Source organism: Mycobacterium sp. ENV421, assembly GCF_002887815.1.
Taxonomy (GTDB): domain Bacteria; phylum Actinomycetota; class Actinomycetes; order Mycobacteriales; family Mycobacteriaceae; genus Mycobacterium.
Map to the genome: position 1 here is coordinate 127,799 of NZ_PDHO01000011.1, position 25,254 is coordinate 153,052.

At 67.6% G+C, this 25,254-nt stretch carries 26 protein-coding genes; 10 read left to right on the forward strand and 16 right to left on the reverse strand.

Annotation, left to right across the window (positions count from 1 at the left end):
- Positions 1-79: 79 nt before the first annotated feature.
- The gene (locus CRM90_RS15580) at positions 80-598 is read right to left on the reverse strand and encodes a TetR/AcrR family transcriptional regulator (protein ID WP_158249023.1); all 519 of its coding nucleotides are present in this window, start codon (positions 596-598) and stop codon (positions 80-82) included.
- A gap of 169 nt (positions 599-767) precedes the next feature.
- Between CRM90_RS15580 and CRM90_RS15585 the strand changes: the two genes are divergently transcribed.
- The gene (locus tag CRM90_RS15585) at positions 768-1,649 is read left to right on the forward strand and encodes a bacteriorhodopsin-like (protein WP_102807856.1); all 882 of its coding nucleotides are present in this window, start codon (positions 768-770) and stop codon (positions 1,647-1,649) included.
- 13 nt (positions 1,650-1,662) lie between these two features.
- On the forward strand, positions 1,663-2,700 hold the full coding sequence (locus CRM90_RS15590; RefSeq protein ID WP_102807857.1) for a Brp/Blh family beta-carotene 15,15'-dioxygenase: 1,038 nt from the start codon (positions 1,663-1,665) through the stop codon (positions 2,698-2,700).
- Between the two features lie 34 nt (positions 2,701-2,734).
- Here the strand turns inward: CRM90_RS15590 and ricR are convergent, their stop codons facing one another.
- Positions 2,735-3,025: a copper-sensing transcriptional repressor RicR gene (gene ricR, locus CRM90_RS15595; protein WP_102807858.1), complete on the reverse strand. Its 291-nt coding sequence runs from the start codon at positions 3,023-3,025 to the stop codon at positions 2,735-2,737.
- Entirely contained in the window at positions 3,026-3,619 is a 594-nt protein-coding gene (locus tag CRM90_RS15600; protein ID WP_102807859.1) for a DUF305 domain-containing protein, read from the reverse strand.
- An 80-nt stretch (positions 3,620-3,699) separates the two neighbouring features.
- Here CRM90_RS15600 and ilvD point away from each other — a divergent pair, with 80 nt between their 5' ends.
- Positions 3,700-5,397 carry a dihydroxy-acid dehydratase gene (ilvD, locus tag CRM90_RS15605; RefSeq protein WP_102807860.1) on the forward strand — a complete coding sequence of 566 codons (1,698 nt, stop codon included), beginning with the start codon at positions 3,700-3,702 and terminating at the stop codon, positions 5,395-5,397.
- 123 nt (positions 5,398-5,520) lie between these two features.
- On the opposite strand, the gene CRM90_RS15610 is transcribed toward ilvD, so the two are convergent.
- The 3 genes from CRM90_RS15610 to CRM90_RS15620 all read right to left on the reverse strand — a co-directional run bounded on the left by CRM90_RS15610 (position 5,521) and on the right by CRM90_RS15620 (position 9,203).
- Positions 5,521-6,966: a PE-PPE domain-containing protein gene (locus tag CRM90_RS15610; protein ID WP_142391381.1), complete on the reverse strand. Its 1,446-nt coding sequence runs from the start codon at positions 6,964-6,966 to the stop codon at positions 5,521-5,523.
- A gap of 114 nt (positions 6,967-7,080) precedes the next feature.
- The gene (locus CRM90_RS15615) at positions 7,081-7,866 is read right to left on the reverse strand and encodes a DAPG hydrolase family protein (RefSeq protein ID WP_233209351.1); all 786 of its coding nucleotides are present in this window, start codon (positions 7,864-7,866) and stop codon (positions 7,081-7,083) included.
- A complete protein-coding gene (locus CRM90_RS15620) occupies positions 7,863-9,203 on the reverse strand; it encodes an FAD-binding oxidoreductase (RefSeq protein ID WP_102807863.1) in 1,341 nt (446 codons plus the stop codon). The genes CRM90_RS15615 and CRM90_RS15620 overlap by 4 nt, the downstream gene beginning before the upstream one ends.
- Positions 9,204-9,313: 110 nt before the next feature.
- Between CRM90_RS15620 and CRM90_RS15625 the strand changes: the two genes are divergently transcribed.
- Positions 9,314-10,054, forward strand: a complete 741-nt coding sequence (locus CRM90_RS15625; protein WP_102807864.1) for an IclR family transcriptional regulator — start codon at positions 9,314-9,316, stop codon at positions 10,052-10,054.
- A 66-nt stretch (positions 10,055-10,120) separates the two neighbouring features.
- Positions 10,121-12,343, forward strand: coding sequence for a molybdopterin oxidoreductase family protein (locus CRM90_RS15630; protein WP_102807865.1), 2,223 nt, complete (start codon positions 10,121-10,123; stop codon positions 12,341-12,343).
- Here the strand turns inward: CRM90_RS15630 and CRM90_RS15635 are convergent.
- Genes CRM90_RS15635 through CRM90_RS15655 form a run of 5 tightly spaced genes read right to left on the reverse strand, consistent with a single transcriptional unit; the run spans position 12,340 to position 16,147 of the window.
- On the reverse strand, positions 12,340-12,954 hold the full coding sequence (locus CRM90_RS15635; RefSeq protein WP_102807866.1) for a pyridoxamine 5'-phosphate oxidase family protein: 615 nt from the start codon (positions 12,952-12,954) through the stop codon (positions 12,340-12,342). The genes CRM90_RS15630 and CRM90_RS15635 overlap by 4 nt on opposite strands.
- A gap of 26 nt (positions 12,955-12,980) precedes the next feature.
- Positions 12,981-13,478: a TIGR04338 family metallohydrolase gene (locus tag CRM90_RS15640; protein WP_102807867.1), complete on the reverse strand. Its 498-nt coding sequence runs from the start codon at positions 13,476-13,478 to the stop codon at positions 12,981-12,983.
- Positions 13,475-14,224 carry a DUF2786 domain-containing protein gene (locus tag CRM90_RS15645; RefSeq protein ID WP_102807868.1) on the reverse strand — a complete coding sequence of 250 codons (750 nt, stop codon included), beginning with the start codon at positions 14,222-14,224 and terminating at the stop codon, positions 13,475-13,477. The genes CRM90_RS15640 and CRM90_RS15645 overlap by 4 nt, the downstream gene beginning before the upstream one ends.
- Positions 14,225-14,273: 49 nt before the next feature.
- Positions 14,274-15,278 carry an alpha/beta hydrolase family protein gene (locus CRM90_RS15650; RefSeq protein WP_102807886.1) on the reverse strand — a complete coding sequence of 335 codons (1,005 nt, stop codon included), beginning with the start codon at positions 15,276-15,278 and terminating at the stop codon, positions 14,274-14,276.
- Between the two features lie 29 nt (positions 15,279-15,307).
- Entirely contained in the window at positions 15,308-16,147 is an 840-nt protein-coding gene (locus tag CRM90_RS15655) for an alpha/beta hydrolase (RefSeq protein ID WP_102807869.1), read from the reverse strand.
- A 72-nt stretch (positions 16,148-16,219) separates the two neighbouring features.
- On the opposite strand from CRM90_RS15655, the gene CRM90_RS15660 reads away from it, so the two are divergent.
- Positions 16,220-17,227: a sigma-70 family RNA polymerase sigma factor gene (locus CRM90_RS15660; RefSeq protein ID WP_233209347.1), complete on the forward strand. Its 1,008-nt coding sequence runs from the start codon at positions 16,220-16,222 to the stop codon at positions 17,225-17,227.
- A gap of 13 nt (positions 17,228-17,240) precedes the next feature.
- On the opposite strand, the gene CRM90_RS15665 is transcribed toward CRM90_RS15660, so the two are convergent.
- Positions 17,241-18,194 (reverse strand): L-lactate dehydrogenase, encoded by a 954-nt coding sequence (locus CRM90_RS15665; protein WP_102807888.1) that lies wholly within the window; start codon positions 18,192-18,194, stop codon positions 17,241-17,243.
- 37 nt (positions 18,195-18,231) lie between these two features.
- Positions 18,232-19,194 (reverse strand): hypothetical protein, encoded by a 963-nt coding sequence (locus CRM90_RS15670; protein ID WP_102807870.1) that lies wholly within the window; start codon positions 19,192-19,194, stop codon positions 18,232-18,234.
- 492 nt (positions 19,195-19,686) lie between these two features.
- Here CRM90_RS15670 and CRM90_RS15675 point away from each other — a divergent pair, with 492 nt between their 5' ends.
- Positions 19,687-20,085 (forward strand): heme-binding protein, encoded by a 399-nt coding sequence (locus CRM90_RS15675; protein ID WP_102807889.1) that lies wholly within the window; start codon positions 19,687-19,689, stop codon positions 20,083-20,085.
- 108 nt (positions 20,086-20,193) lie between these two features.
- Here the strand turns inward: CRM90_RS15675 and CRM90_RS15680 are convergent, their stop codons facing one another.
- Entirely contained in the window at positions 20,194-20,643 is a 450-nt protein-coding gene (locus CRM90_RS15680; RefSeq protein WP_102807890.1) for a MarR family winged helix-turn-helix transcriptional regulator, read from the reverse strand.
- Positions 20,644-20,735: 92 nt separating this feature from the next.
- Here CRM90_RS15680 and CRM90_RS15685 point away from each other — a divergent pair, with 92 nt between their 5' ends.
- Entirely contained in the window at positions 20,736-21,491 is a 756-nt protein-coding gene (locus tag CRM90_RS15685; protein WP_102807871.1) for a pirin family protein, read from the forward strand.
- The gene (locus tag CRM90_RS15690; RefSeq protein ID WP_102807872.1) at positions 21,472-22,755 is read left to right on the forward strand and encodes a PQQ-dependent sugar dehydrogenase; all 1,284 of its coding nucleotides are present in this window, start codon (positions 21,472-21,474) and stop codon (positions 22,753-22,755) included. The genes CRM90_RS15685 and CRM90_RS15690 overlap by 20 nt, the downstream gene beginning before the upstream one ends.
- A gap of 4 nt (positions 22,756-22,759) precedes the next feature.
- On the opposite strand, the gene CRM90_RS15695 is transcribed toward CRM90_RS15690, so the two are convergent.
- Positions 22,760-23,038, reverse strand: a complete 279-nt coding sequence (locus tag CRM90_RS15695) for a GlsB/YeaQ/YmgE family stress response membrane protein (RefSeq protein WP_102807873.1) — start codon at positions 23,036-23,038, stop codon at positions 22,760-22,762.
- A 233-nt stretch (positions 23,039-23,271) separates the two neighbouring features.
- Here CRM90_RS15695 and CRM90_RS15700 point away from each other — a divergent pair, with 233 nt between their 5' ends.
- On the forward strand, positions 23,272-24,351 hold the full coding sequence (locus tag CRM90_RS15700) for a phosphodiester glycosidase family protein (RefSeq protein WP_102807874.1): 1,080 nt from the start codon (positions 23,272-23,274) through the stop codon (positions 24,349-24,351).
- A gap of 9 nt (positions 24,352-24,360) precedes the next feature.
- Here the strand turns inward: CRM90_RS15700 and CRM90_RS15705 are convergent, their stop codons facing one another.
- Positions 24,361-25,185, reverse strand: a complete 825-nt coding sequence (locus tag CRM90_RS15705) for an SDR family oxidoreductase (protein ID WP_102807875.1) — start codon at positions 25,183-25,185, stop codon at positions 24,361-24,363.
- Positions 25,186-25,254: the final 69 nt, after the last annotated feature.

Here is a 25,254-nt window from a genome sequence, read left to right on the forward strand (position 1 = left end):
GCACAGACGTCACCGCATCACGGTATCGGCCCATGCGGTGCGGGCCTAGCCTTCCAGACACGTTGCGAACGTGTCGTTTTCAGGAGCTGCCGAGAACCAGGTCGACCGCCGCCTCGATGATGTCGTCGTCGGGCAGCGTGCCGAACATGAGCGACGGGCACGCCACCACGCCGGCCAGCATCGAGATCGCCGCTTCCAAGCGCGGCCCATGGAAGCGCTGCTCGAGGATGGCACGGACGGGGCGCTGACCTTCGGTGTTGATCTTGTCCCTGAGCTGGCACATCGTCTCGACCGTCGCCCATTGGGCCATCGCGGCGAGCACCCGGTCGAGGTGCAGGTCGGCGACCGCTTGACGGAACGCCATGAGTTCACCCACCAGATCGGCCCGAATATCGCCGGTGGGCTCGTGGTGCGGCATGTCGCCGAGGGCTTCAAGTGCGGTGGCGAACAGATCGGCTCTCGACGGCCAGTGTGCATACAAAGTCGTCTTCGAGTACCGGGAAACCTCAGCGACGCGGGCGTGGGTGAGTGCATCGGCGCCCTCGGTGCTGAGCAGGTCTAGGGCAGTCCTGGCGATGTCGGCACGCGTACGTATCACCCGAGCGTCCTCGCGCACCTCTGCCCTTTCCTGCGACTCCTCACGCCGTTCCCATGAAACTAGTCGATCGACAACTTGTCCAATTCTGTAATAATTTTCCACTATTGAACAGATAGGACACTATCGTACAGTCCTTCCTGTAAGCCTCGCATCCCAGTGAAGGTGAAAGATGATTCCTGACGCACTAACCCAGGCCCAGTTCGACACTGTCTACAACGTCCTGTCACTGACGCTCGCCGCTCAGTTGTTCGGCGCGATCTTCCTTCTGTCAGTCCAACCGAGGGTTCTGGCCCGCTACCGTCAGGCCCTGGTGATCTCCGCGATCGTGTGCGGTATCGCGGCCTACCACTATTTCCGCATCTTCGAATCGTTCAAGGCAGCGTTCGTCACCGATGCCCGAGGTGGCCGCGGAACCTACATCCAGGCCGCGGGTGAATCGTTCAACGAGGGGTACCGCTACGTCGACTGGCTGCTGACGGTGCCGCTGCTGCTCACCGAGCTCATCGTGGTGCTGGCGCTGGCCCATAAATTACGGAACTCGTTGTTGTGGCGATTGATCCCGGCGTCCGCGCTGATGATCGCGCTCGGCTATCCGGGAGAGATCAGCGGCGACAACACCATCCGCAACGTCTTCGGGCTGCTGTCGACGATCCCGTTCCTCTACATCCTCTATGTACTGTTCGTCGAACTGACGCGATCGCTGGATCGTCAGCCGGCGGCGGTGCGCCAAACCGTCAGCCGGATGCGGATCCTTCTGCTGGCCACCTGGGGCGTCTACCCGATCGCCTACATCATCCCGCTCTATTTCTCCCATGCCGGAGCCGACGCATGGGCATTTAAGCAGGTCGGCTACTCGGTCGCCGACATCCTGGCCAAGGTGCTGTACGGCCTGCTGATCTACAAGATCGCGCGGCTCAAGTCGTTCGCCGACGATCCGACCTTCTCTGCCCGGGAGAACGAGCACGCCGAGCACCAGGCACCCACCCAGGCGAACGGCAGCAGGACACCGAAGGTCGCCGTCGCACAACACGATTCGCCTACCTCAGCGTAGGGCGCTGACCGCCATGGCCATCGTGACGCGTCCGGCCCGCGTCGGCGGATGGCATGGCAGCGAGGGTCCCCCGGAAGCACATGCTCCGGGGGACTTCTCGTCTGGGGACAGCCGGACACTGGCGCGGGCCGCGGTGTGGTCGCGACGGCTGGTGGTCGGCACGCTGGCGATCACGGCAGTAGCCGGGATCGGTCTTCCCGGCCTCGCTTCACCAATCACTCTGGTTGTCGCGGCACTGGGTTTCGCAGCCGGCGTCCCGCACGGTGCGATCGACCACCTGGCCGCCGCCCGGCTGGCCGGCGGCCGATCGATCATCCTCATCACCGTCGCGTACGCCGGATTGGCCGCCGGGACATGGGCCTTGATGACGTGGGCGGGTACCGTCGCCCTGGCGGTGGTCGTCGGGCTCAGCGCACTGCATTTCGGCCTCGGCGAACTGCACGTCACACGACAGCTGAGCGGCTGGCGGCCGGGCGCGATCCCGACCGTTGCGCTTGTCATTGCAGGGTGCGGGGCACTCCTGCTTCCGCTCGCCAGGTCCGGTGACGATCTCGCCGCGGTGGCGTCGGCCGTCTCACCCGATATCGCCCATCTGCTCGGCTCGGCACCGATGCAAGCGGGCTTGGTGATCACATGGCTTGCCGCGGCCCTGGTCACCGTCATCGCCGCGCTGCGGTCGGGCCATCGAGGCGCTGCTGTCGACGTGGTCCTCATCGGGCTTCTGGGCGCGCTGGCATCGCCGTTGGTCGCATTTGCCGTGTGGTTCGGGGGCTGGCACGCCCTGCGTCACTGTGCGCGCATGCTGAGCGTCGAGCCCGGTTGCCGGAGCTTGCTTCACACCGGCCGGCGAGGTGCCGCCATCCGGCGGTTCGCCCGCCTTGCGGGGTGGCCGTCGGCCGGCGCTTTCACGGTCCTGGCCGCACTCGGGTGGTTCACCACGACGGCACCCGACCCGACCACTCTGGTGGCCGAGCAGTTGCGACTCCTGTTGGCTCTCACTGTTCCCCACATGGTGGTGGTGGGTTGGCTCGACCGAACCCCCGCCCCCTAGGCCCGGCGTCGGTACGCTGCCAGGCCAGTAGGGCTTAGGAGCGGACCAGGCGCGCGATCGCGGCGGAGGCCTCGGCCAGCTTCTTGTCGGCCTCGTCACCGCCCTCGGCGACCGCATGGCTGACGCAGTGCCCGAGGTGTTCGTCGAGCAGGCCGAGCGCGACGGACTGCAGCGCACTGTTGACGGCGCTGATCTGTGTCAGCACGTCGATGCAGTACTTGTCCTCGTCGATCATCTTCGCGATGCCGCGGACCTGGCCCTCGATGCGCCGCAGCCGCTTGGTGTAGTTGTCCTTCTGCGACGAATAACCATGTGCGCCAGTCATTTAGCCTCCAAGCATCTGCTTCATCTGGTCGATCTCGGCCTGTTGCGCGGTGACCATGGACTTGGCCATCGCGGTCAGGTCGGCGCTCTGACCGTTGGCGATCTCGGCCTTGGCCATCTCGATGGCGCCCTGGTGGTGGCCGATCATCGCCTGCAACCACAGTGTGTCGAACTGCGGCCCGTTGAGCGATTTGAGTTTGGTCATCGTGGCGTCGTCGACCATGCCCTGCATCGCCGCGCCGTGCCCGCTGTGGTCTCCCATCGTGGGGTCGACGTCCCACTGCACCAGGAGCGCTTTCATCGCGTCGATCTCCGGTTGCTGTTCGTCCGAGATCTTGCCGGCCAGCGTGCGGACGGCCTGGTTGGTGGTGTGTACGGCGGCTATCGCCGCCAGGTCCACGGCCTGCTGGTGATGCGGGATCATCATCTGCGCGAACATGACATCGTCGGCGTTGTGCGCGGCCACCGCCTGGCTGGCCGGTGCGGTCGACGTGGCGCGCTCGCTCATGCCCTCGGTGTTGCTGCACGACGAGACGACGACGGCAGTGGCAAGGGCTGCGGCAACCGCCACGATGCGGCTGAGCGTGGATGTCATGTTTTCACCGTACCTTCAATACCCCTCGGGGGTATAAAAAGAAATTTGGTGGGCACCCCCGACCACGGCATACTTGTCCGGTGAGCGAAACCCCCGATCTCAAGCCCCGCAGTCGCGACGTCACCGACGGTCTGGAGAAGGCCGCCGCCCGCGGGATGCTCCGCGCGGTAGGCATGGGCGACGAGGACTTCGTCAAGCCGCAGATCGGGGTGGCGTCGTCCTGGAACGAGATCACGCCGTGCAACCTGTCGCTGCAGCGGCTCGCGCAGTCGGCCAAGGACGGCGTGCATGCCGCGGGCGGCTACCCGATGGAGTTCGGCACCATCTCGGTGTCCGACGGCATCTCGATGGGCCACGAGGGCATGCACTTCTCGCTGGTGTCGCGCGAGGTGATCGCCGACAGCGTGGAGACGGTCATGATGGCCGAGCGGCTGGACGGCTCGGTGCTGCTGGCCGGCTGCGACAAGTCGCTGCCCGGCATGCTGATGGCCGCCGCGCGACTGGATCTGGCCGCGGTGTTCCTCTACGCGGGTTCGATCCTGCCGGGCCGGGCCAAGCTGTCGGACGGCACGGAGATGGACGTGACGATCATCGACGCGTTCGAGGCTGTCGGCGCGTGCGCGCGGGGGCTGATGTCGCGCGAGGACGTCGACACCATCGAGCGGGCGATCTGTCCGGGCGAGGGTGCCTGCGGCGGCATGTTCACCGCCAACACGATGGCGTCGGCGGCTGAGGCGCTGGGGATGTCGTTGCCGGGCAGCGCGGCACCGCCTGCCACCGACCGCCGCCGCGACGGCTATGCGCGGCGCAGTGGCGAGGCGGTCGTGGAGCTGCTTCGCCGCGGGATCACCGCCCGCGACATCCTGACCAAGGAAGCCTTCGAGAACGCGATCGCGGTCGTGATGGCGTTCGGTGGGTCCACCAACGCGGTGCTGCACCTGATGGCGATCGCGCACGAGGCCAACGTGAAGCTGGACCTGGCGGACTTCACCCGCATCGGCGCCAAGGTGCCGCACCTGGCCGACGTCAAGCCGTTCGGCAAGCACGTGATGTTCGACGTCGATCGCATCGGCGGTGTGCCGGTGGTCATGAAAGCACTGTTGGACGCTGGCCTTTTACACGGTGGCGTCATGACGGTCACCGGTGAGACGATGGCCGCCAACCTGGCCCACATCGCGCCGCCGGATCCGGACGGCAAAGTGCTTCGCGCGCTGAGCAATCCGATCCACCCGACCGGCGGCATCACGATCCTGCACGGCTCGCTCGCACCGGAGGGCGCGGTGGTCAAGTCGGCCGGCTTCGACTCCGATGTGTTCGAGGGCACCGCACGGGTTTTCGACGGCGAGCGCGCAGCGATGGACGCCTTGGAGGACGGCACGATCGTGGCCAACGACGTCGTCGTCATCCGCTACGAAGGCCCCAAGGGCGGCCCCGGCATGCGCGAGATGCTGGCGATCACCGGCGCGATCAAGGGCGCCGGGCTCGGCAAGGACGTGCTGTTGATGACCGACGGCCGGTTCTCCGGTGGCACCACCGGTCTGTGCGTCGGGCACATCGCGCCGGAGGCGGTCGACGGTGGCCCCATCGCGTTCGTGCGCGACGGTGACCGGATCCGTCTCGACGTCGGCAACGGCACGCTGGACGTGCTGGTCGATGAGGCCGAATTCGATTCGCGCAAGGCGGGATTCACCCCGCCCGCGCCGAAGTACACCACCGGTGTGCTGGCCAAATACCGGAAGCTGGTCGGCTCGGCAGCGAACGGCGCGGTCTGCGGGTAGGTGTTCCCGCGGTCAGCCGCCGCCTGCTGGTGGGGGTGTGTGTGTTGTTCAGAACGTGATAGCACCAGTGATATCGCGTTCTGAACAAACACATGGTGACCCCCGGCGCGGGAGCACCCACGACTAGCTGGCCCGCTTGGACCCGCCCACGCCCTTCTTGGCAGATGCCTTCGGCGCTGAACTCTTCTTGCTCGACGTCGTAGTCGACTTCTTCGACGGCTTGCCCGATTTCGCGCTGGGCGCCAACGGCGTCACAGCCGACGGCGTGGTCACCGCGGCCGCCGTCACCGTGGGCTCCGGCGCCGGTGCGGGCGTAGTCGTCGTCGACTTGCCGCTCAACACATCCCGGAATCCGGTGAACAGTGCCTTGGCCACGTCGCCGGGCACCGCGGCCCACTCCTGCGGCGTCAGCGTCGCCTGTGACAGGAACGGGATGTACTGCGACGACTGGTCATACGTGCGGTTGTAGGTGCCGCCCTCGCTGGGCGTCTGCACGTCGGTGTAGCCGATGTTCACCAGAATGGACAGCGCAGGCTGCAACGCATCGGCCAGCGGGGTGCCCAGTGTGATCGGGATCTTCGCCGCCTTGAAGACCGCGTTGAGGATGCGCGACGGCAGCCGCAGCGGCTCCAGTAGCGGCAGGTCGGTGGGCACCAGCGTGCTGTACGTGGTGCTGGGGGCGCCCAGGGTCAGCAACGCGATGAGGTTGCCCTCGATCGTGTTGATGCTGGCGCCCTGCAGCTCCGCGCCGCCGAGCAGGTAGGTCGGGAGCACGCTCGCCATGAAAGAGTTGGCCAGCGAGAACGGGTTCAGCGTCTCCGGAAAATCCGACAGCATGTCATAGCCGAGGGCGACGTTGACGAACGCACCGTTGAACTTGATGCCGAGGCTCGAACCGGAGCCGGCGTTCGGGCTGACCGGGTTCGTCCCGAACAGGTTGAAGATCGGGGCGAAACGCGCGTACAGACCCCCATTGGGAGTCTCGGGATTGCGCACCAACGCAATCGGCAGGTTGGTGACGTTGGTGCCCTGGACGCAGGTGACGCCCGACGAACACGGCTGGCCCGTGATCGAACTGACCTTGCCGGCGGCGACCAGCGGATCGTATCCCGGCAGCGTGTTGCCGTTGGCGCTGGACAGTAGGGCTTGATAGGTCTGGAGCGCAGCGGGAACGCCTGTGCCCGAGGCGATCAGTAGCGGACCGGTGGGACTGCTCGCCAGGATGTTCGGCCGGGTCGCGGTGCCGAGAACGTATCCACCGAAAGGCGCCGCGTTCAGGGTGTTGTTCAGTCCGACCGGGTCCGCTTTCTGCCAGTCGAAGGCCAGCGTGATGGACCCGATGACGGGGATGTTGTCGAAGGTGAAGCTGTCCACCCCGAGTTCGTTGATGAGCCACAGCAGCGGCCCGGTCGTGGTGGTGTCGAGGGTCAGGGCGTTTGCGGCGGGCGCCACGGGTTCGGCGACGGTGCCCATCGTCATCGCCACGGCGGTGGCAGCCGCTGCGCCGAGCAACGCGGACTTCCTGCTCCCGGCCGTCACTGCCCGCCGGATCTTGTTTGAAAACGCCACAGCTACCATCTGAAACCCCCGATCGCCGCCCCCACGAGGCTGTTTTGCGAAGATAACCCCTCAGGTCGGCGGTGGTGGGGATTTGGCAATCTCTGTTGCCAGAGGTGACAGCCGTCAGGTTTCAGCGAACTCCGCGTAAATTCTCGGCAGGAAGCTCGCGAGGTGGTTCATCTCCTGCGCACAGTGCACCAGCAGGTCCCGCGGCTCGGGCAGCTGATGTGCGGCGATCGGGCGGATCACCGAATCGGCCAGCCGGTTGCCGCGGCGCACCCCGATGTAGGGACCACCCATCCAGAACCGCGATCGCATTTCCGCCCCGCCTGGCACCGCCCGGACGTGGTGGATGAACCAGCCGATGTCGACCGGCACCTCGCTGGACCCCAGCCGCGCGCACACCGCGACGTCGGCGCCCAGCCGGGATGCGTCGAGGCCAAGCGCCGACGGTTCGAGGAATGCGATGGCCGCCTTGGCGTAGGCCGAGCCAAGGTATTCCTCGATGATCGAGGTCCGTCCGACGTAGCTGCCGTCGGGCCCGCTGTCACCCCAGTGCGCCGAGGCATGCGCGCGCGGATGCCACAGCTTGTAGCGGCTGGACTCGCTGCCGTGCCAGCCGAACCACCAGTCCCACATCGCCGGGGTGACGCCGGGCATGTCGGTGCGGATCGCGACGTGGAATCCGCCGCCGCGCAGCGCGCCGTAGCCGTTCTCGGTCTGTTGATACCCCTCGTCGAGAAGCGTTGCCGCCGAATCGAATCCGAGCATCGTCTGATCGGCCTGCGGACCGTGCTCGAGTGCGACGACGGCGTGCCGCGGCAGGTCGGCCATCTGCGGATCGAAGTACTTGCCCCACCCGGTGTCCCCGTCACCGGGGCGGTAACCCAGGTACGTCTCGGCCATCAGAGTCGTCCCATCCAGCTGTGGAACCGGCCGTCGGGGTCGTACTGGGCTCGTACCCGATCGAGCCGGGCCATGCTCTCATCGGTGACGAATTTGGCGGGGCGGCGGCCCAGATTCTCGTCGGCCAGCTGGATTCCACTCGCCAGCGATGCCATCGACGCCATATTGGATCGTGGCCAATCGCTGTACTTGTCGTCGTCGGCCGGGTCCAGCCAACCGGCATACAGCGCCAGGTAGATCTCGCTTTCCAAGCTGTAGGCCATGTCCTGGCGCTGCGGCGACGGGCCCCAGTTCAGCCATAGGAAGTGCGCGGGGTGCGGCGGCAGGGTGTCCAAAATGCGGTGGATACCCGGCATCAGCTCGGCGGCCGAGGCGTTGGTCCACATGTTGTCGGCGGTGTAGCGATGATCCTCCAGATAGTTGCTCATCACCGCGGTGTACCAATCCGCAAGGGCCATCGGCGCATACGGAACGGCGATGAGTGCCTTGTCGACGACGGGACACTGGTCGAGCAGATTGAAGGCCTCCTTGGCTTCGGCCTCGGTGTCGGCAAACGCCGGTGAGGCCATCACGATCGCCGGCCGGTCGATGCCCGCGTTCGGCACGCTCCTGGTGGCGACGATCTGCAACTCGACGCGGCGGTCGACGTCGGCGGAGATGCCACGGGCCCAGGTGAAGATCTCGTCGGCGAGCTCCATCGGGTAGGCGTAGAAGCTGCTGCCCAGCACCGCCGGCTTCGAATACAGCTTGAGGTGGAACGCGGTGACGACGGCGAAGAAGCCCGGTCCGGCGCCGCGGGCCGCCCAGTACAGATCCGGGTGGTGGTCGGCGTCGATGTAGATCTGGTCGCCGTCAGCGGTCACCACGTCCAGCCCGATCACGCTTTCACAGGCCGGCCCGACCACCCTGCTGTTCCAGCCGTAACCGCCCTGCAGCAGATAACCGCCGATGCAGACGCCCTTGCAGTGCCCGGCGGGAAAGAACAGTCCGACCGCATCGAGCTCGGCGGCCAGCACGCTGCCGCCCTTGCCCGGCCCCGCGACCGCGGTCATCGCGTCGACGTCGATGCTGGTCTGGTCGACTCGGCTCATGTCCAGCAGCACCGCGCCGTCGCGCAGGTGGCTGGCTGCCCAGCTGTGGCCGCCGGACTTGATGCTGATCTGCTTGTTGTTGGCCTTCGCGTAGCGCACGGCCGCGACGACGTCGTCGGCGTCGACCGCCTGGACGATGACGTCCGGATAGCGGTCGGGCACCCGCTGGTTCCACACCGTCGCCCGGCGTGCGTTCTCGTACCCGTCGTCACCGCGGAAGAAATGCCGACCCTCAGGAAGTGACCCCACCGAAGCCTCCTATGGTTCACATAGCGAATCGCTATGATCCGTAATGCGGCACATTACCGCTGCGGCTACGCCGACGGAAGGGATGTCAGTTGACTGACGCGAAAATTTCTATGGTCGGCGCCGAACGTCCCTCGAATGCCCGGGACGACGGCATTCAGGTACTGCGCCGCGCCGCGGCCGCGCTCGACGAAATCGCCACCGCGCCGGGCCGGCTGCGCCTGGTGGACCTGCACAGCCGGCTGGGGCTCGCCAAGTCAACCGCGCGGCGGCTGCTCGTCGGTCTGGTCGAGGTGGGGTTCGCCGCAGTGGACGACGACGGCCGCATCGTGCTCGGGGATCGCCTGCTCGCTCTGGTCAATGCCGACGCCGCCCACATCACGTCCGCATTCCGGTCCACGTTGGAGCGGGTGGCCGAGGCAACCGGTGAGACGGTCGACCTCTCGGTGCATCGCGGTGGCCAGATGCTGTTCATCGACCAGATCGAGTCGCCGCACCGGTTACGCGCGGTCTCGGCGATCGGCGGGCGATTCACCTTGTGCGACACAGCCAACGGCAAGGCCGTGCTGGCGTTGTTGGACGATGACGACCTCGAGCAGGCGCTCGCCGCCCTCGACCCGGGCCAGGCCGATCGGGTGCGCACCGAAATCCGGACCGTCCGCACCGAGCGGGTGGCGTTCGATCGCGACGAGCACACCGACGGCATCTCGGCCGCGGGGATCGCGGGCCGCGCGGCCGGCGGCAACATCGTCGCGATCTCGGTGCCCGCCCCCACCGGGCGGTTCAACGCCCACTCCGACCGCATCGTCGCCGCCCTGCGCGAGGCTTTGGAGTCACCGGTCTGGACGGACTGAATCAAATCTGACCATCCGGTTGGTTGGGCTTGCCACCGGGGTCGATCGCAGAGCACAGTGGCAACCATGAGCCGCACCGCTTTGCGAATCTGCCCGTTCTGCGAGGCCACCTGCGGGATGGTCCTCACCATTGATGACAACGACCGGGTCAGTGCCGCCCGGGGCGATCGTGACGACGTGTTCAGTCACGGCTTCATCTGCCCGAAAGGGGCCAGCTTCCCCGAGTTGGACAACGACCCCGACCGGCTGCAGAAACCCCTGGTGCGCCGCGACGGTGAGCTGGTCGAGACCTCGTGGGCGGAGGCCTTCGCCGCGGCCGCCGGCGGGCTGCAGCGCGTCATCACCGACACCGGCGGCTCGTCGGTCGCGGTGTACCTGGGCAACCCGAACGCGCACACCATCGCCGGGTCGCTGTACGGGCCGGTCGTGATCAAGTCGCTGGGCACCCGGCAGGTGTATTCGGCCAGCACACTGGACCAGATGCCCAAACACGTGTCCTGCGGATACCTGTTCGGCAACCCGCTGGCCTTCACCCTGCCCGACCTCGACCGCACCGACTACCTCGTCGTCATGGGCGCAAACCCGTTGGTGTCCAACGGTTCTCTGGCAACCGCCGCCGACTTCCCGGGTAAGCTCAAGGCATTGCGCCGTCGCGGTGGCACCTTGGTGGTGATCGATCCCAACCGGACCCGCACCGCCGAACTGGCCGACCGGCACATCGCGCCCCGCCCCGGCACCGACGCGGCACTGCTGTTCGCGGTCGCGCATGTGCTCTTCGATGAGGACCTGGTCGATCTGGGCAGGCTGGCCGAGCACGTCTCCGGTCTGGAGCGGGTGCGGGCGGCGGCGCAGGACTTCCCGCCGGAGGCGGTGGCCGGGCACTGCGGGGTGGACGCCGACGAAATCCGAACGCTGGCACGCGAACTCGCCGCGGCCCCGAGCGCAGCGGTCTACGGTCGCATCGGCACCTCGACCGTCGAGTTCGGCACGTTGACCAGCTGGCTGGTCGACGTGGTGAACATCCTGACCGGCAATCTGGACCGCCCGGGCGGGGTGATGTTCGCCAGCTCGCCGATCGCCGGGGCGCCGCGCCCGCCGCGTCCGGGCCGCGGATTCGCCACCGGACGCTGGCGCAGCCGGGTCTCCGGCCATCCGGAGGCACTGTCCGAACTGCCCGCGGTCGCGCTTGCCGAGGAGATCGAGACCCCCGGCGACGGGCAGGTACGGGCGATGATCACGATCGCGGGCAACCCGGTGCTATCGGCACCCGACGGCGCCCGGCTGTCCGACGCCCTCGATGGCGTCGGCTTCATGGTGTCGGTGGACCCGTATCTCAACGAGACCACCAGGCACGCCGACGTGATCCTGCCGCCGCCTGCGCCTTCTCGCGCAGCGCATTACGACCTCGCGCTCAGTGGGGCGGCGGTGCGCAACAACGCCCGGTATTCACCACCGGTACTGCCGCTGCCCGAAGGCAGGCCCGACGAGTGCGAGATCCTGGCGCGGCTGGCGCTGATCGTGCTGGGTATGGGCCCCGACGCCGATCCGGCCCTGGTGGACGAGCAGGTGATCGCGACCACCCTGGGCAAGGAGGTCGCCGACGAACACTCGCCGGTGGCGGGCCGATCCGTCGAGGAGCTGACCGCGATGCTGCCCGAGGGCCGCGGTTTCGAACGACGGCTGGACATGATGCTGCGGCTGGGCCCGTTCGGGGACGGTTTCGGCGCGAAGCCGGACGGCCTGACCCTGCAGCGGCTGAAGGACACCCCGCATGGGGTGGACCTCGGCGCGCTGACCCCGCGGATCCCGGAGATTCTCCGAACCCCTTCGGGCACAATCGAATTGGATCCTGAGCCGATTCTCGCTGATATCCCGCGGCTGCAGGCCGCGCTGACGTCGGAGCCGGGGTTCCTGCTGATCGGCCGGCGACACCTGCGGTCCAACAATAGCTGGATGCACAATCTGCCCGCCCTGTCCGGCGGCACGAACCGCTGCACACTGCAGATCCATCCGGACGACGCCGCCCGGCTGGGCCTGGAGGAGATGGCTGTCGTCACCGGCCCGGGCGGGAAACTCGAAGTGCCCGTGGAGATCACCGATGCGATCCGCCCCGGCGTGGTGTCACTGCCGCACGGGTGGGGGCATACCGAGCCGGGGACCCGGATGCGGGTGGCGGCGCAGCACCCGGGCGTGAACGTCAACAACCTCAACGACGGCACGCTGCTGGATCCGTTGTCGGGCACCGCGGTATTGAACGCGCTGCCGGTGGAGGTGGCTCCGGCCGGCTAGTACAACACCTTGCGAATGTTGTCCTCGCAGTAGCGTTCCTCGAGGTCGGCGTCGGACCAGTCGTGCCGCAACGCCTTGGCCATCTGGGCCACGCTGGGCAGCGCGGTCGGATTCCAGGTCTCCGGCTTCCAGGTATCCGAGCGCAGGAATGCCTTGGAGCAGTGGAAGAACACCTCGTCGATGTCGATCTCCAACGCCAGCAGCGGCCGCTGGCCCTTGACCGCCATGGCGTCGAAATAGTCGGCGTCGGCCAGGATGCGGCCCCGGCCGTTGATCCGCAGCGTGTCGCCGCGGCCCGGGATCACGAACAGGGTGCCGACGCCGGGACGCTGCAGCACGTTGAGATACCCGTCGACGCGCTTGTTGCCAGGCCGATCCGGGATGGCGATGGTGCGGTCGTCGATCACGTGGACGAATCCCGCCGGATCCCCCTTCGGCGAAATGTCAACGCGTCCTTGCGCATCGGTGGTCGCCACGAACGCCAGCGGTGAATGCGCCAACCAGTCGCGCTGCACCGGCGACAGCCGGTCCTTCACCTTGTTGGCCACGTAGTGGTCGGGTTCGCCCACGATCTCCCGCAGCTGGGCAACGGTCGTCACTTCACGATGCATCGCCTCAGTATCCTCCACCGCGCCGGTCAGCGGACACCTTCCTTGGCGTACACCACGCGCAGCACATGGCCCACCTCCGGTCCCATCACCAGCGCGGCCAGCTCGCAGAACGTCGCGACGAATCCCGGACCGTGGGCGGGACCCTGCGGGGTCAGGTGGTGGGCGATCTCGTGCAGCAGCACCAGTTCTCGCATGGCCCAGTCAGCGGTCGAGCGGTCAGGAACGGCGATAACTCCTGTGCCATCGCTGTTTTCGTAATGGGCCGCGGTGGCGGCGCGGCGGGGTCGCACGGTGAGCGGGCCCGGGGCGGGCCATCGCGAGGTCACCGCGGGTAGCGCGAGCACCTCGTCGACGTACCGCTGCACCGACGGCATCGAGGCGAACCGTCCCTCCGGGGGCAGCGTGAGCTGGGTGCCGAAGAAGTCGATGGTGCGTGAACTGTGTTGGGCGGCACGGTCGAAGAGTGTCCGGACGAACTCTTCGGCCGCGTAGACGCGGGAGCGCTGACTGTCGCGCGCCGTCACCGCGGCAGCCGGGTCCGCGCCCCCGGCAACTCGGGGCTGGACCCCAATCGGGCCTGCTTGCCCGCACGGTCCCCCGCGCGGCGGGCCGCCGAGGAATACCCCGCGGAGGCACGGCTGGCCCGCCAGGTACCGCGCGCCTTGGACGTCTGGCGGTAGTGCTCGCGCAGTTCGAGTTCCTTGTTGCGCAGCGCCACAGCGGTTCCCGGCGCGGTCGTGCGATCGCGGGTGGCCTCCTGGCGGGCCTCCTCCCGCGCCTGTGCCAGCCGCTGGGCGACGCGGGCGCCGAATGCCAGCTGGAAATTCAGCCGCGCGGTGATCGTCGGCGTCGGCTTGTGCGCGCCGGTGGCCAGGTAGGCGTCGCAGGTCCGCACCATCTGCACGACGAGACTCGCGTACAGGGCGTGACTGGCGTCGATGTCCTCGGCGAACCCGTAGGCGTAGACGAACGCCGAGTTCGACGCGACGTCACACTGCACATCGTTGGCCGCGGCGATCCCGGCGAACAACTGCACGTAGGTGCGCAGACCGCGGGCACCCGGCTCCCCGATGGTGATCGTGCGCTGAGTCGGCGCCTGCGCGGCACTGCGGGTGGCTGAATGCGACCGTGCGACGGCCAGATCGATCGACGTGGCGGTGGCCAGCCGCTGGGCGGCGGCCATGAACGCCTCCGCCTCGTGGGCGTTGTCGGTGCCCTCGGCCTGGCGCAGGAGCGCGGCGATACGTGCCAGCATCTTGTCGTCGGTCACGCTTGGCAACCTAGCCGAGCCCCGTGACATCGGTGCGCCGGCAGATGAGTCAACTGTTGATGAACCCGTTCAGCGCCGCCGTCAGCTGCGGTGACAGCGGTCCCGGCTTCGCGTAGTTGCCGACGTTGTCGCTTGGGTCGTCGCGCAGTACGTGGTTGACGCCCTTGAGCGCGACCAGTGACAACGACGTGTGCTCCAGAGCGTCGGCGAGCGGAGTGATGTCCGCGCAGTTGGCCTGACCGTCGGAGTCCGAGCAGGTCAGCAGCACCGGGGTGGCGGCGGGGATGGCCGCGGCCAGCTTCAGCGGGTCGATCGCGTCTGACTCGACGACCGCTTTGACGTTGCCGGGGTTCAGGATCGCGCTCAGACCGTCGGGCAGTTGGGCGGGCGCGGTGCCGGTCTTCCGCGCCTGCTCCACGGCGGCGGTCCATGCCGCGATCGTCTGGTCGGCCTGCTGTTGGTTCTTCTGTCCCGCCTTGACCGCGGCCGCGACGTCGGCCCTGACCCGGTTGGTGATCAGGTCGAGGTAGCGGCCGGCCAGCGGCTGCAACAGACCCACGGAGTGGATCTTGGGGGCGTCGGCGGAGGTGTCGTCGGCCAGCGTCATCGCGTGCACGGTTCCTTCGCCGAGGCCGTAGACCGAGATGCGGTTCTTGTCGGTGGCGGCCTCGCTTGCCAGGAACCGCACCGCGGCCTTCGCCCCGGTGGTGTAGACGGCGCTGCCGACGTCGGCCGGGTGGTCGGCGTACGGTCCCAGACCGGTCTTTCCGGTGCCGACCTTGTCGTAGCGCAGCGAGGCCACTCCGTGGTCGGAGAGGTATTCGGCGAGCTGGCGCATGTTGCCGATCGGCCCGGCGACGTTGTTGTCGCCGTTGCGGTCCGTGCGTCCGCTCTCCGAGATGAGCAGCGCCGCCGGCGCTTGCTTGTCAGCGTGCTGGTGGCGGTAGGTGCCGTGCACGGTCAGCCCGGCGGCGTCGAAAGTGACCTCGTCTTCGACCCAGGCGTTGGCCGACTGGCTGTTCGACGAGCATCCGGCGACCAGCATCACAGCCATCGCCGCAAGGGCGAGGCGACGGCGCAGGCTCACAGCCTTGCTTCGATCCAGGTGGTCACGTCGTCGAGCACCAGGTCGCGCTCGGGCTCGTTGAACACCTCGTGATAGAGCTCCGGATAGACCTTGCGGTTGACGTCGGACGAGCCGACGCACTCGACCAACCGTTCGCTGCCGGCAGCGGGAACCAGCCGGTCGGCGCCGCCGTGGACGACGAGAAGCGGTGCGGTGAGCCCGCGTGCCCGCTGCGGCATGGTCTCCCCGACCTTCAGCAGCGCTTTGGCGATGCCGGCGGGAACTTTGCCGTGCCACACCAGTGGGTCGGCGTTGTAGGCGGCCACCACCGCGGGGTCGCGGGACACGGCGCTGGCGTCGAGTTCCTCGACCGGCAGGTTCGGCAGCAGCGAGCCCACCGCCTTGCCGAAAAAGGCCTTGACGGGTGGTACGCCGACGTTGGCGGCGACCGCCGGGCCGGACAGCACCATGAGGTCGTAGTCCCCCGGGTGTTCCACCCCGTAGGTGAAAACGATGCCGCCACCCATGCTGTGGCCCAGCACGATGCGCGGGAGATCCGGGTGCTCGGCGGTGGCGGTCGCGACCAGGGTGCCGAAATCCCCGGTGTACTCGTCGATGCTGCGCACCATCACCCGCTTGCCGCCGGAGCGGCCGTGCCCGCGGTGATCGAGGGCGTAAGTGATCAGCCCCGCCTGGCCGAAGCGCTCGGCGACGTGGCCGTAGCGGCCGGCGTGTTCACCGAGGCCGTGCGAGAGGACGACGACGCCGCGCGGTTCGGTGTCTGGTGTCCACACGTCGTAGACGATGCGGACGCCGCCGACCCCGTCGAACGTCCGCTCGGTGCGCGTTGTGACCATCAGGGGAGCCTAACGGGGTGCTCGTGCACACGCCGGTTCCGGCTGTCGGTGCTCGTGCGTAAGCTCGGCACGGTGAGCGTGCTCGCCCATAATCTCGATGACGGGCTGGACCCCGGCCGGGGTGATTTCCTGGCTCAAGCCGAGCCGTACCGCCGCGAACTGCTGGCGCACTGCTACCGGATGACCGGCTCGCTGCACGACGCTGAGGATCTGGTGCAGGAGACGTTCCTGCGCGCGTGGAAGTCCTATGACCGCTTCGAGGGCAAGTCGTCGGTGCGCACCTGGTTGCACCGCATCGCCACCAACACCTCGTTGACGGCGCTGGAAGGCAGGCAGCGGCGGCCGCTGCCGACCGGATTGGGCGCGCCGAGTTCGAACCCGCACGACGATCTCGTCGAGCGTGCCGAGGTGCCCTGGCTGGAGCCGCTTCCCGATTCGTTGTACGAGGACCCGGCCGACCCGTCGGTGATCGTCGGGTCCCGGGAATCGGTCCGGCTGGCGTTCGTCGCGGCGCTGCAACACCTGTCCCCGCGCCAGCGCGCCGTGCTGGTGCTGCGCGATGTGCTGCAGTGGCGCGCCGCCGAGGTGGCCGACGCCATCGACACCTCGGTGGCCGCGGTAAACAGTCTGCTGCAGCGGGCGCGCGCCCAGCTCGAGACCGTCGGTCCCAGCCAGGACGACGAACTCTCGCCGCCGGAGTCCGATGAGGCACGCGAAAAGTTGGCCTGCTACATCTCGGCTTTCGAGGACTACGACATCGATCGACTGGTGAAAATGTTCACCGACGAAGCGATTTGGGAGATGCCGCCGTTCGACGGCTGGTATCAGGGCGGCCCGGTCATCGGGGCGCTCATTCACCAGAACTGCCCTGCGGAGAAGGCCGGCGACATGCGGCTGCTGCCGCTCACCGCCAACGGCCAGCCCGCTGCGGCGATGTACATGCGGCTCCCAGATACCGGCGGCCGGCATGTGCCGTTCCAGCTGCACGTCCTCGACATGCGCGCCGACGGCATCTCGCACGTGGTGGCGTTCCTGGACGCCAGCTTGTTCGCGAAATTCGGCCTGCCGGAAGTGCTTTAGCTCTCCGTAGCCGCTACAGCCCCAGGGAATGCTGGGCTTGTCGCAACGTGGTCGCCGAGGCCTGCAGCCCGAGGAGTTCGGGAACCGCGAGCGGAACCTGCAACACCTCACCGGCGCCGGCAGCCGACACAACGGTCGGCAATGACAGTGCCACATCGGTGATTTCGTAGGCACCGCGCTGGACTGTGGATATCGGCAGCACCCGGTGCTGGTCTCCGAGCACCGCTTCGATGATGCGCGCGGTGGACAGGCCGATCGCCAGATTGGTCGCGCCCTTGCCCTCGATGATTTCGTACGCGGCATTGACCACGGCTGCTGAGATGGCCTTCTGAGTCGCCTCGTCGAACACCGCCGCACCTTCGGCGCGGAACTGCGCGGCGGGCACACCGCCGATTGAGACGCTCGACCACAGCGAAATCTCGGAGTCGCCGTGCTCACCCACGATGAACCCGTGTACGTTGCCGACCGCGAGATCCGCGCGCTGAGCTATCAGGTACCGAAACCGGCTGCTGTCCAACAGCGTTCCCGATCCGAAGATACGTCCGGTCGGCGCGTCGACGGCCTGTGCGGCGGCGTAGGTGACGACGTCGACCGGGTTCGTGACGAACACGATGACCGCGTGCGGGGACAGCTCCAGCAGCTGCGGCGTGAGTTCTTGCGCCATCGCCACATTCGTGGCGGCCAGGTCCAGCCGGCTCTGTCCCGGATGTTGTTTGGCCCCGGCGGTGACCACGACGACCGCCGACCCGGCGGTGACGTCGATCTGGTCGGAACCTGTCACGGTGCAGTGTGGAACGAACTGACTGCCGTGGTTGAGGTCGAGGACCTCGGCACGCACCTTTTTCGGGTTGGTGTCATAGAGCGCCAAAACGCCTGCCGATCCGCGGATCAGGCAGGCGTAGGCGATCGCGGTGCCGACGCTGCCGGCCCCGATGATGGCGACTTTGCGGTTCCGGTGTACGAACACCTCACCATCATCGGGCACGGCGCGCGGCCCTGGGCGGTCAGTCGATACCGACGATTTCCTGAGCGATTGCGGCCAGCCGGGTCTGGGCAGCCGAAACCAGCCGCTGACGATTCTTGTTGGCCTCTTCGTAGGCGATGATCGCCCGGATGTCGGCCGCATCCTGCAGCTCCTTCACCGCGGCGACAGCCTCGCTGAGGTTGAGCTCGTCATAGCCGGCGATCGGCAGTTCCTCCGGCGACAGGATGCCGGTGGAGCTCCGCAGCGAGTGGATCGCGTCGGCCGCGCCGTCGGCGCCTTCGCGACGCGCCACCTTCTCGGCGGATTCCAGCGCCGCGTCCCGGGCGCCGGCCGCGGCCTTGACGGCGACCTCACCGGCGTGGGCGCCGCGATTGACCAACTGGTCCACGGCAGGCCGGGTGTTGCGCAGTGCCTCCAGCGCGCGGTCGATACCGCGAGCCGACGAGATCATCGGCCAGTTGGCCACCCGAACGGTCAGACCGGTGAGGATCTGCAGCGGCGTGCGGCGCAGCGCCGCCGGGCCGCCCAGCGCGTCCTCGGCCAGCACGGTGGTCAGCCAGTCGACGGTCGCGGAGTGTGCCGTGATCAGACGGTTGGCCAGGCTTTCGATGTCGGGCTTGCGAGCGGCCACCGCCAGCGCCTTGATGTAGCGGGCGCGGTCGAGCAGCTGCCCCTCGAGCGCGAGGTCACCCAATAGGGCTTCGTCGAACGGCTGCGCCTGCTCGGTCAGTGCCTTGACGGCTGCGGCGGCGCGCCCGAAGAACGGGCCGATGACGTCCGGGAATCCGCCGAGGTCGCGGATCGCGCTCTCGATGGCCTCCGCACGTTCGCGGCCGTTGGCCGCATTCTGGGTGAGCTCGGTGCGCACCGCGTCGGTGCGAGCCTGAGTCACCCTGGTCTCGGCGATCTGAACTTCCGTGTTGGTCAGATCGAGAATGGCCCGCAGCTGGGCCAGCAAGGTAGTCGTATCGGGTTCTGTCATTGTGTCTCTCCCCTGGTGCGTTGACGGATTCGTGCCGGCGCGGGGTTTGCACCTCGTGACGGCGTCTACCCGATCCCCCCGATCGGTATGCGCTTCGGAGCCGGCTCACGGCATTCTGCAAGCCATCTCACACCCCTGGACAACGCTGGCCACACCGGCACCACCGGCCACGAGTAACTGTCAAAACCGTCAATTCCCTTGGTAATTCATCCGCAGGTAGCCGAGCGTTTGCCCGCGTCACAGTTGGATAACACCGTTCTTCGCGATCAATTAAGAGACCGGCGTACCCGATAAGTCTTCTCAGAGCCCACGCAACGTTTGCGACGCGGTCTGGCTCGTTTTGAGAGACATGTCACCGGGTTGGGCTGTAACACTTCGCAATTCGGCTATCCCCCGTCGCCGCGCGCGGGTTTGCCGCAAAACCTCATGGGTACTTTGGGTTTCAGGACGGGGGAACCAATCACCGACCGCGCGTCGGAGGGAGAAGTGATCATGAAGTTCAGCGGTATCGCGTCAAGCAAAAGGGTCGCGGCCGTGGGCACCGGTTTGCTCATGGGGGGCATGGCGGTGGCCACAATGGCTGCGCCGATGGCCTCGGCAGCACCGGACTGCAGCAGCGCCGGAGTCGCCAGCACAGTCAGCTCGGTGACCGGTTCGGCGCACCAGTACCTGGCTGGACATCCCGGCGCCAATCAGGTTCTGACTGCGGCATACACCCAGCCCCGCCCGCAGGCCGAAGCCAATGTGCGCGGGTATTTCACCGGGAACCCTGGCGAGTACTACGACCTGCGCGGCATCCTGGCCCCGATCGGCGACACTCAGCGCGCGTGCAACGTCACGGTGCTGCCGCCGGATCTGGAGTCGGCCTACACCATGTTCATGGCCGGCTGATTGAGTGCGGCGGTCACGCCGTCGATCACGGACTGATTGATATCGAGACAGAACTCAGAGCGAGAATTTTGTGAAAAACTCGCTCTGAGTTCTGAATCGTCGCAACAACTAGGTGCCCTCGAGCCGGTCAAGCGCCGTGGTGATCACCGTGTCGAAGGCTCGCAGTTGCGTCTGCGTCATCCCTTCGAAGAGCACCGAACGAACCAGCGCGACGTGGTCGGGGGCTGCCGCGTGCAGCGCGTCGTTTCCGTCAGCGGTGATCTCGACACTGGCGCCGCGGCGGTCCTGCTCGGTGCCGTTCCGCTCGATCAGGCCACGGCCCCGCATTCGGGCGAGGTGATGGGAGAGCCGGCTCTGCTCCCAGCCCAGCGACCCGGCCAGCTCGAGCACCCGGGCCGGTCCTCGCTCGGAAAGTTCAACCAGCACCTCGTAATCGGCGAGCGACAGTCCGCACCGTTCCTGCAGCTGGCGGTTCATCGCGGCCTGCAGGCGGCCGTTCAACGCCAGGTAGTTGCGCCAGATCCGTTGTTGGTCGCCGGTCAACCAACGCTGGGCCATACCGCTCACCATACCGGAATACATGACACGTCATCTATGTTGTCGCTGAGCAGCCCGCCACCTAGGCTGGCAACGACCCAAGGGGTGATGACATGGCCGCAACCGTCGACATCAGACGTGCCGCCGACCGCGCTGCGACGAAGATAGATTGGCTGAACTCGAAGCACTCGTTCTCCTTCGGGCACCACTACGACTCCGACAACACCCACCACGGCCTGCTTCTGGTGAACAACGACGACATCGTCAAGCCCGGAACAGGATTCGACACCCATCCGCACCGCGATATGGAGATCGTCACCTGGGTACTGCAGGGATCCCTGGTCCACCAGGACTCCACCGGACACTCCGGCGTGATCTACCCGGGGTTGGCGCAGCGGATGTCGGCGGGCCGCGGCATCCTGCACTCGGAGAAGAACGACTCCTGGACGCTCACCGGCGACGAAACCCACAGTGAGCCAGTTCATTTCGTGCAGATGTGGCTGGTTCCCGACGAATCCGGGATCGATCCGGGCTATCAGCAGCTGGAGATCGACGACGAGTTGCTGCGCGGCGGGCTGGTGACGATCGCCTCCGGAATGCCCGAGCACAACGGCCACACCGCGATCGCCATCCGCAACCGATACGCGGCATTGCACGGTGCCCGGCTGCAACCCGGTGCGGCCGTTGAGCTGCCCGAGGCTCCTTACCTGCACCTGTTCGTTACGCGCGGCGAGGTGACGCTCGAGGGCGCAGGCGAGCTGCACGAAGGCGACGCAGTGCGATTCACCGCCGCCGGCGGCCAGCGGGTCACCGCCACCGCGCCGTCCGAGATTCTCGTGTGGGAGATGCATGCCGGGCTGGCGGGCTAGGGCCGCCTGCGCGGCCGCCGCGGTGCTGACCGCGGCGTGCGGACATTCCGCGCCGCCGGCTCCCCCGGCCTCGGCTCCCACCGGGTTGGCGCCGGTCGCCGTGGTCGTCCCGGCCGGCCTCGAAACCGCGCCGTTCGACACGCCGCGCCAAGCCCTCGTCCCGCCGGGTTGGACACTGTCGGTGTGGGCCCGGGTGCCACGGGCCAGGCTGGCGGCCTGGGCACCGGACGGGGCGCTGCTGGTGTCGGTCCCCGCGGCGGGCCAGGTATTGCGACTGGCACCCGATCGCCCTCAACCACAGAGCACGGTCCTGCTCGACGGGCTGGACCAGCCGCACGGCCTGGCCTTCGATCGCGGCACGCTGTACGTGGCCGAAAGCGATCAGATCGACGCCTTCGACTATCGCGGCACCCGGGCCGATGGCCCCCGCGTCGTCGCTGCCGGGTTGCCCGACGCTCGCAGTCCGGATCTCGGTGGGGCGTATGCCCATGCCCTCAAAAGCGTGACCGTCGGTCGCGACGGCGCGGTGTACTTCTCGATCGGCTCGACCGGCAACATCACCGCCGACGATCGGACGGCGCAACCGCCGCGGGCGACGATCATGCGGGTCCCGCCCGGGGGCGGTCCGGCGGCGCCGTTCGCCACCGGCGTGCGCAACGGGACCGGCCTCGCGACCGCGCCCGACGGAGCGCTGTGGACCGCGGTCAACAATCGCGACCAGGTTGCCGATCCGCGTCCCGGGCCGTCGTACTCCCGAGTCACCGACTACGTCAACGATCACCCGCCGGAGTCGGTGGCGCGGCTGACGCCGGGACGCGAACTCGGTTGGCCCTATTGCAATCCCGACATCGATGGGCCGCCGGCGTTCGTGCGGGACGTCCAGACCAACGCCGACGGCAGCAAGCTCGACTGCGCGGCGCTTCCGCCGGTGGAGCAGACCCTCGGTGCGCACTCCGCACCGCTGGGGTTGAGTTTCACCACCGGAGCGCTCCCCGCCCCATACGACTCCGGCGCCCTGGTCGGGGTGCACGGCTCGTGGAACCGTACCCCTCCCAGAGCGCCGGAGGTTTCGTTCTTCGCTTGGCGCGCAGGCCCTTTGGCTGGCGCCTTGGGTTCTCAGCAGACCCTGGTCGGAGGTTTCCAGGACCAGGACGGCTCGCGCTGGGGGCGACCCGTTGCTGCTGTCGCCGGCCCGGACGGCGCGGTGTACATCACCGACGACTACGCCGGGGCGGTGTACCGGCTTGCGCCACCGGGCCGCTGACCGCTCAGTGGTGAACTCGGCTGCCGCGTCCGGTGACCGCGACGTAGATCGCGATCAGCACTGCGGCGACGACGATTCCGACCAGGAAGGGGATGATCGCGAATCCGCCGTTGGAGTTGGCGTACCCGACCTGATAGGTGATCCACGAGCCCAAGAAGGATCCCACCGCACCGAGCAGGATCGTCATGATGATGCCGATGTTCTGCTTACCGGGCATAACCAGTCGCGCCAGCGCGCCGACGATCAGGCCGACGACGATGGCTCCGATAATCGTTCCGATCATTGCTGCTCCTCATGTTCCGGCGGGCCCAGGCGGGCACCGCGTGGATCAGTGGTTCCCCACTCACCGCACGGATAACCGTTCCCGCGTAAATTTCCGTCGTCGAAGTGCATTGCTGCAGGTCGTGACGACGCCGGTGCCGAACCGCCGCGAGACTGTTACCTAAGTTGACTGTGTGGTTGCTGAGAATGATGGTGTACGTGCCGTAGAGCACCGACCGTCATGAAAGGGCAACTGTGCCAACCATCGCCGCGAAGCTGCGCCGCCTGGTCGCGGGCAGCATGGCCGCGGTGAGCTGTCTGACCCTGGCAGCCACCACCGGCACTCCCGTCGCGGCGGCCGATGCGCGCGCGCAGCTGGCCCAGGCGATCGCCACCACCCGCGGCAGTTACCTGGTGTACAACTTCGGCAGCGGTTTCCCCGCACCGATGCTCAATGCCGGCGGCAACTGGTACGAGCTCACCAACGGCGGCCACCTGATGATCATCAAGGCGGCCTCGAGTCGGCTGACGCCGCGACTGCTCGTCGACAGCCACTCCGGCTATCAGGCGCGCTGTGAACGAACGCCCGGCACCCGCACTCGGGAGGGCCTGGTGCAGGCCTCGGAGACCTACACCCCCCTACAGGCCTGGCAGGCACTCGGCCAGCCCACCATCGCGATCAACGCCAACTTCTTCGATGTCCGTGGGCAGCAAGCCGGTTCGTGGAAGTCGACGGGGTGCAGCTCCCCGCTGGGCGCGTACGTCGACAACACCCGGGGACAGGGCCGGGCCAATGCCGCGGTCACCGGAACCATCGCCTACGCAGGCAAGCAGGCGCTGTCCGGCGGCGACGAAGTGTGGACCGCGCTGACCACGATGATCCTGCCCGTCGCCGGGGCGCCGTTTGTCGTGACGCCCAAATCGCCCACCGACTACGACGCCGCCACCCCGGTGATCCAAGGCCTGCTGGACAAGGGCACTCGCTTCGTCGCGGTCAGCGGGCTCGGCCTGCTGGCCCCGGGTGACACCGGGCAGATGAACGACGGCGGGCCCAGCGCCGCCCGCACCGCGCTGGCCTACGCCCGCGACAAGGACGAGATGTACGTGTTCCAGGGCGGCAGTTACACCCCGGATCAGATCCAGGATCTGTTCCGGGGTTTGGGCAGCGACACCGCCATCCTGCTCGACGGCGGCGGCTCGTCGGCGATCGTGCTTCGCCGCGACACCGGCGGCATGTGGGCCGGTGCCGGTGTGCCGAAGGGGTCGTGCGACACGATGGCTGTGCTGTGCGATTCGCGTGAGCGCGCGCTGCCCGCCTGGCTTGCCTTCAACTGATCAGCGATGTCAGGGCTGGCCGAGTACCCGGCGCAGCACCGCGTCGCGGGCGCGGGTCGGCAGCTTGGTCATCAGGGTCATCTGCAGCGCGGCGGGCAGGCCCACGGGGTACCGCGCCCGGGGCTTGGCGGCGGTGAGCGCCTGGAGCACCACCGCGGCCACCTTCTCCGGGTCCACCGCCATGCGCTGCGACGCCGGGATCGACTTACGCATCCCCGCAACATGTTTGGAGTACAGCGCACGATGCTGCGGCGACAGCGCGGCCGCCATCTCGACGACACTGCGATCCGCATCGCGCCACAGGTCGGTGTCGGTCTGCGCCGGCTGAACCACGCTGACCGCGATGCCCCACGGCCGCAGCTCGATTCGCAACGCATCGGCAGCCGCCTCCAGGGCGAACTTCGACGCACTGTAGGCGCCCATCATTGGGGCCGAAAGTTGGCCGTTCACACTGGAAATGAACACGATCCGGCCGTGCGACTCGCGCAGCAGCGGAAGCACCGCCTGCGTGACGGCGAGTTGGCCGACCACATTGACCTCCAGTTGCCGACGGATCTCGGCGGGAGTCAAGCCTTCCAGCGGTCCGCTGACCGCGATGCCCGCATTGTTGACCACCGCGTCGACCCGGGCGGGCAGTGCGTCGGCGAGCGCAGCGACCTGGGCGTCATCGGTGACGTCGAGGGTGACCGGACTGACCCGCGGCAGCATCGCCAACGCGTCGGCATCGGCGGGGTTGCGCACCCCACCGATGACGTCCCAACCGGCCGCGGCCAGGTGCTTCACAATCGACTTGCCGATTCCCCGGGCGGCGCCGGTGACCAGGACAGTGGGCATAGCCGCGACTCTAGCCCGGATTTTTCGTGGGATGTCGCCTGTAGGGGTGTGTAGATAAGCGAAAGTTCC

What these genes read in the sequence shown, in the direction of transcription:
- CRM90_RS15585 (WP_102807856.1), top strand. Translation starts at nt 768, where the DNA reads ATGATTCCTGACGCACTAACCCAGGCCCAGTTCGACACTGTCTACAAC.
- CRM90_RS15590 (WP_102807857.1), top strand. Translation starts at nt 1,663, where the DNA reads ATGGCCATCGTGACGCGTCCGGCCCGCGTCGGCGGATGGCATGGCAGC.
- ricR (WP_102807858.1), bottom strand. Translation starts at nt 3,025, where the DNA reads ATGACTGGCGCACATGGTTATTCGTCGCAGAAGGACAACTACACCAAG.
- CRM90_RS15600 (WP_102807859.1), bottom strand. Translation starts at nt 3,619, where the DNA reads ATGACATCCACGCTCAGCCGCATCGTGGCGGTTGCCGCAGCCCTTGCC.
- CRM90_RS15625 (WP_102807864.1), top strand. Translation starts at nt 9,314, where the DNA reads ATGGTCGGCGCCGAACGTCCCTCGAATGCCCGGGACGACGGCATTCAG.
- CRM90_RS15630 (WP_102807865.1), top strand. Translation starts at nt 10,121, where the DNA reads ATGAGCCGCACCGCTTTGCGAATCTGCCCGTTCTGCGAGGCCACCTGC.
- CRM90_RS15635 (WP_102807866.1), bottom strand. Translation starts at nt 12,954, where the DNA reads ATGCATCGTGAAGTGACGACCGTTGCCCAGCTGCGGGAGATCGTGGGC.
- CRM90_RS15650 (WP_102807886.1), bottom strand. Translation starts at nt 15,278, where the DNA reads ATGGCTGTGATGCTGGTCGCCGGATGCTCGTCGAACAGCCAGTCGGCC.
- CRM90_RS15655 (WP_102807869.1), bottom strand. Translation starts at nt 16,147, where the DNA reads ATGGTCACAACGCGCACCGAGCGGACGTTCGACGGGGTCGGCGGCGTC.
- CRM90_RS15670 (WP_102807870.1), bottom strand. Translation starts at nt 19,194, where the DNA reads ATGACAGAACCCGATACGACTACCTTGCTGGCCCAGCTGCGGGCCATT.
- CRM90_RS15675 (WP_102807889.1), top strand. Translation starts at nt 19,687, where the DNA reads ATGAAGTTCAGCGGTATCGCGTCAAGCAAAAGGGTCGCGGCCGTGGGC.
- CRM90_RS15680 (WP_102807890.1), bottom strand. Translation starts at nt 20,643, where the DNA reads ATGGCCCAGCGTTGGTTGACCGGCGACCAACAACGGATCTGGCGCAAC.
- CRM90_RS15685 (WP_102807871.1), top strand. Translation starts at nt 20,736, where the DNA reads ATGGCCGCAACCGTCGACATCAGACGTGCCGCCGACCGCGCTGCGACG.
- CRM90_RS15690 (WP_102807872.1), top strand. Translation starts at nt 21,472, where the DNA reads ATGCCGGGCTGGCGGGCTAGGGCCGCCTGCGCGGCCGCCGCGGTGCTG.
- CRM90_RS15695 (WP_102807873.1), bottom strand. Translation starts at nt 23,038, where the DNA reads ATGATCGGAACGATTATCGGAGCCATCGTCGTCGGCCTGATCGTCGGC.
- CRM90_RS15705 (WP_102807875.1), bottom strand. Translation starts at nt 25,185, where the DNA reads ATGCCCACTGTCCTGGTCACCGGCGCCGCCCGGGGAATCGGCAAGTCG.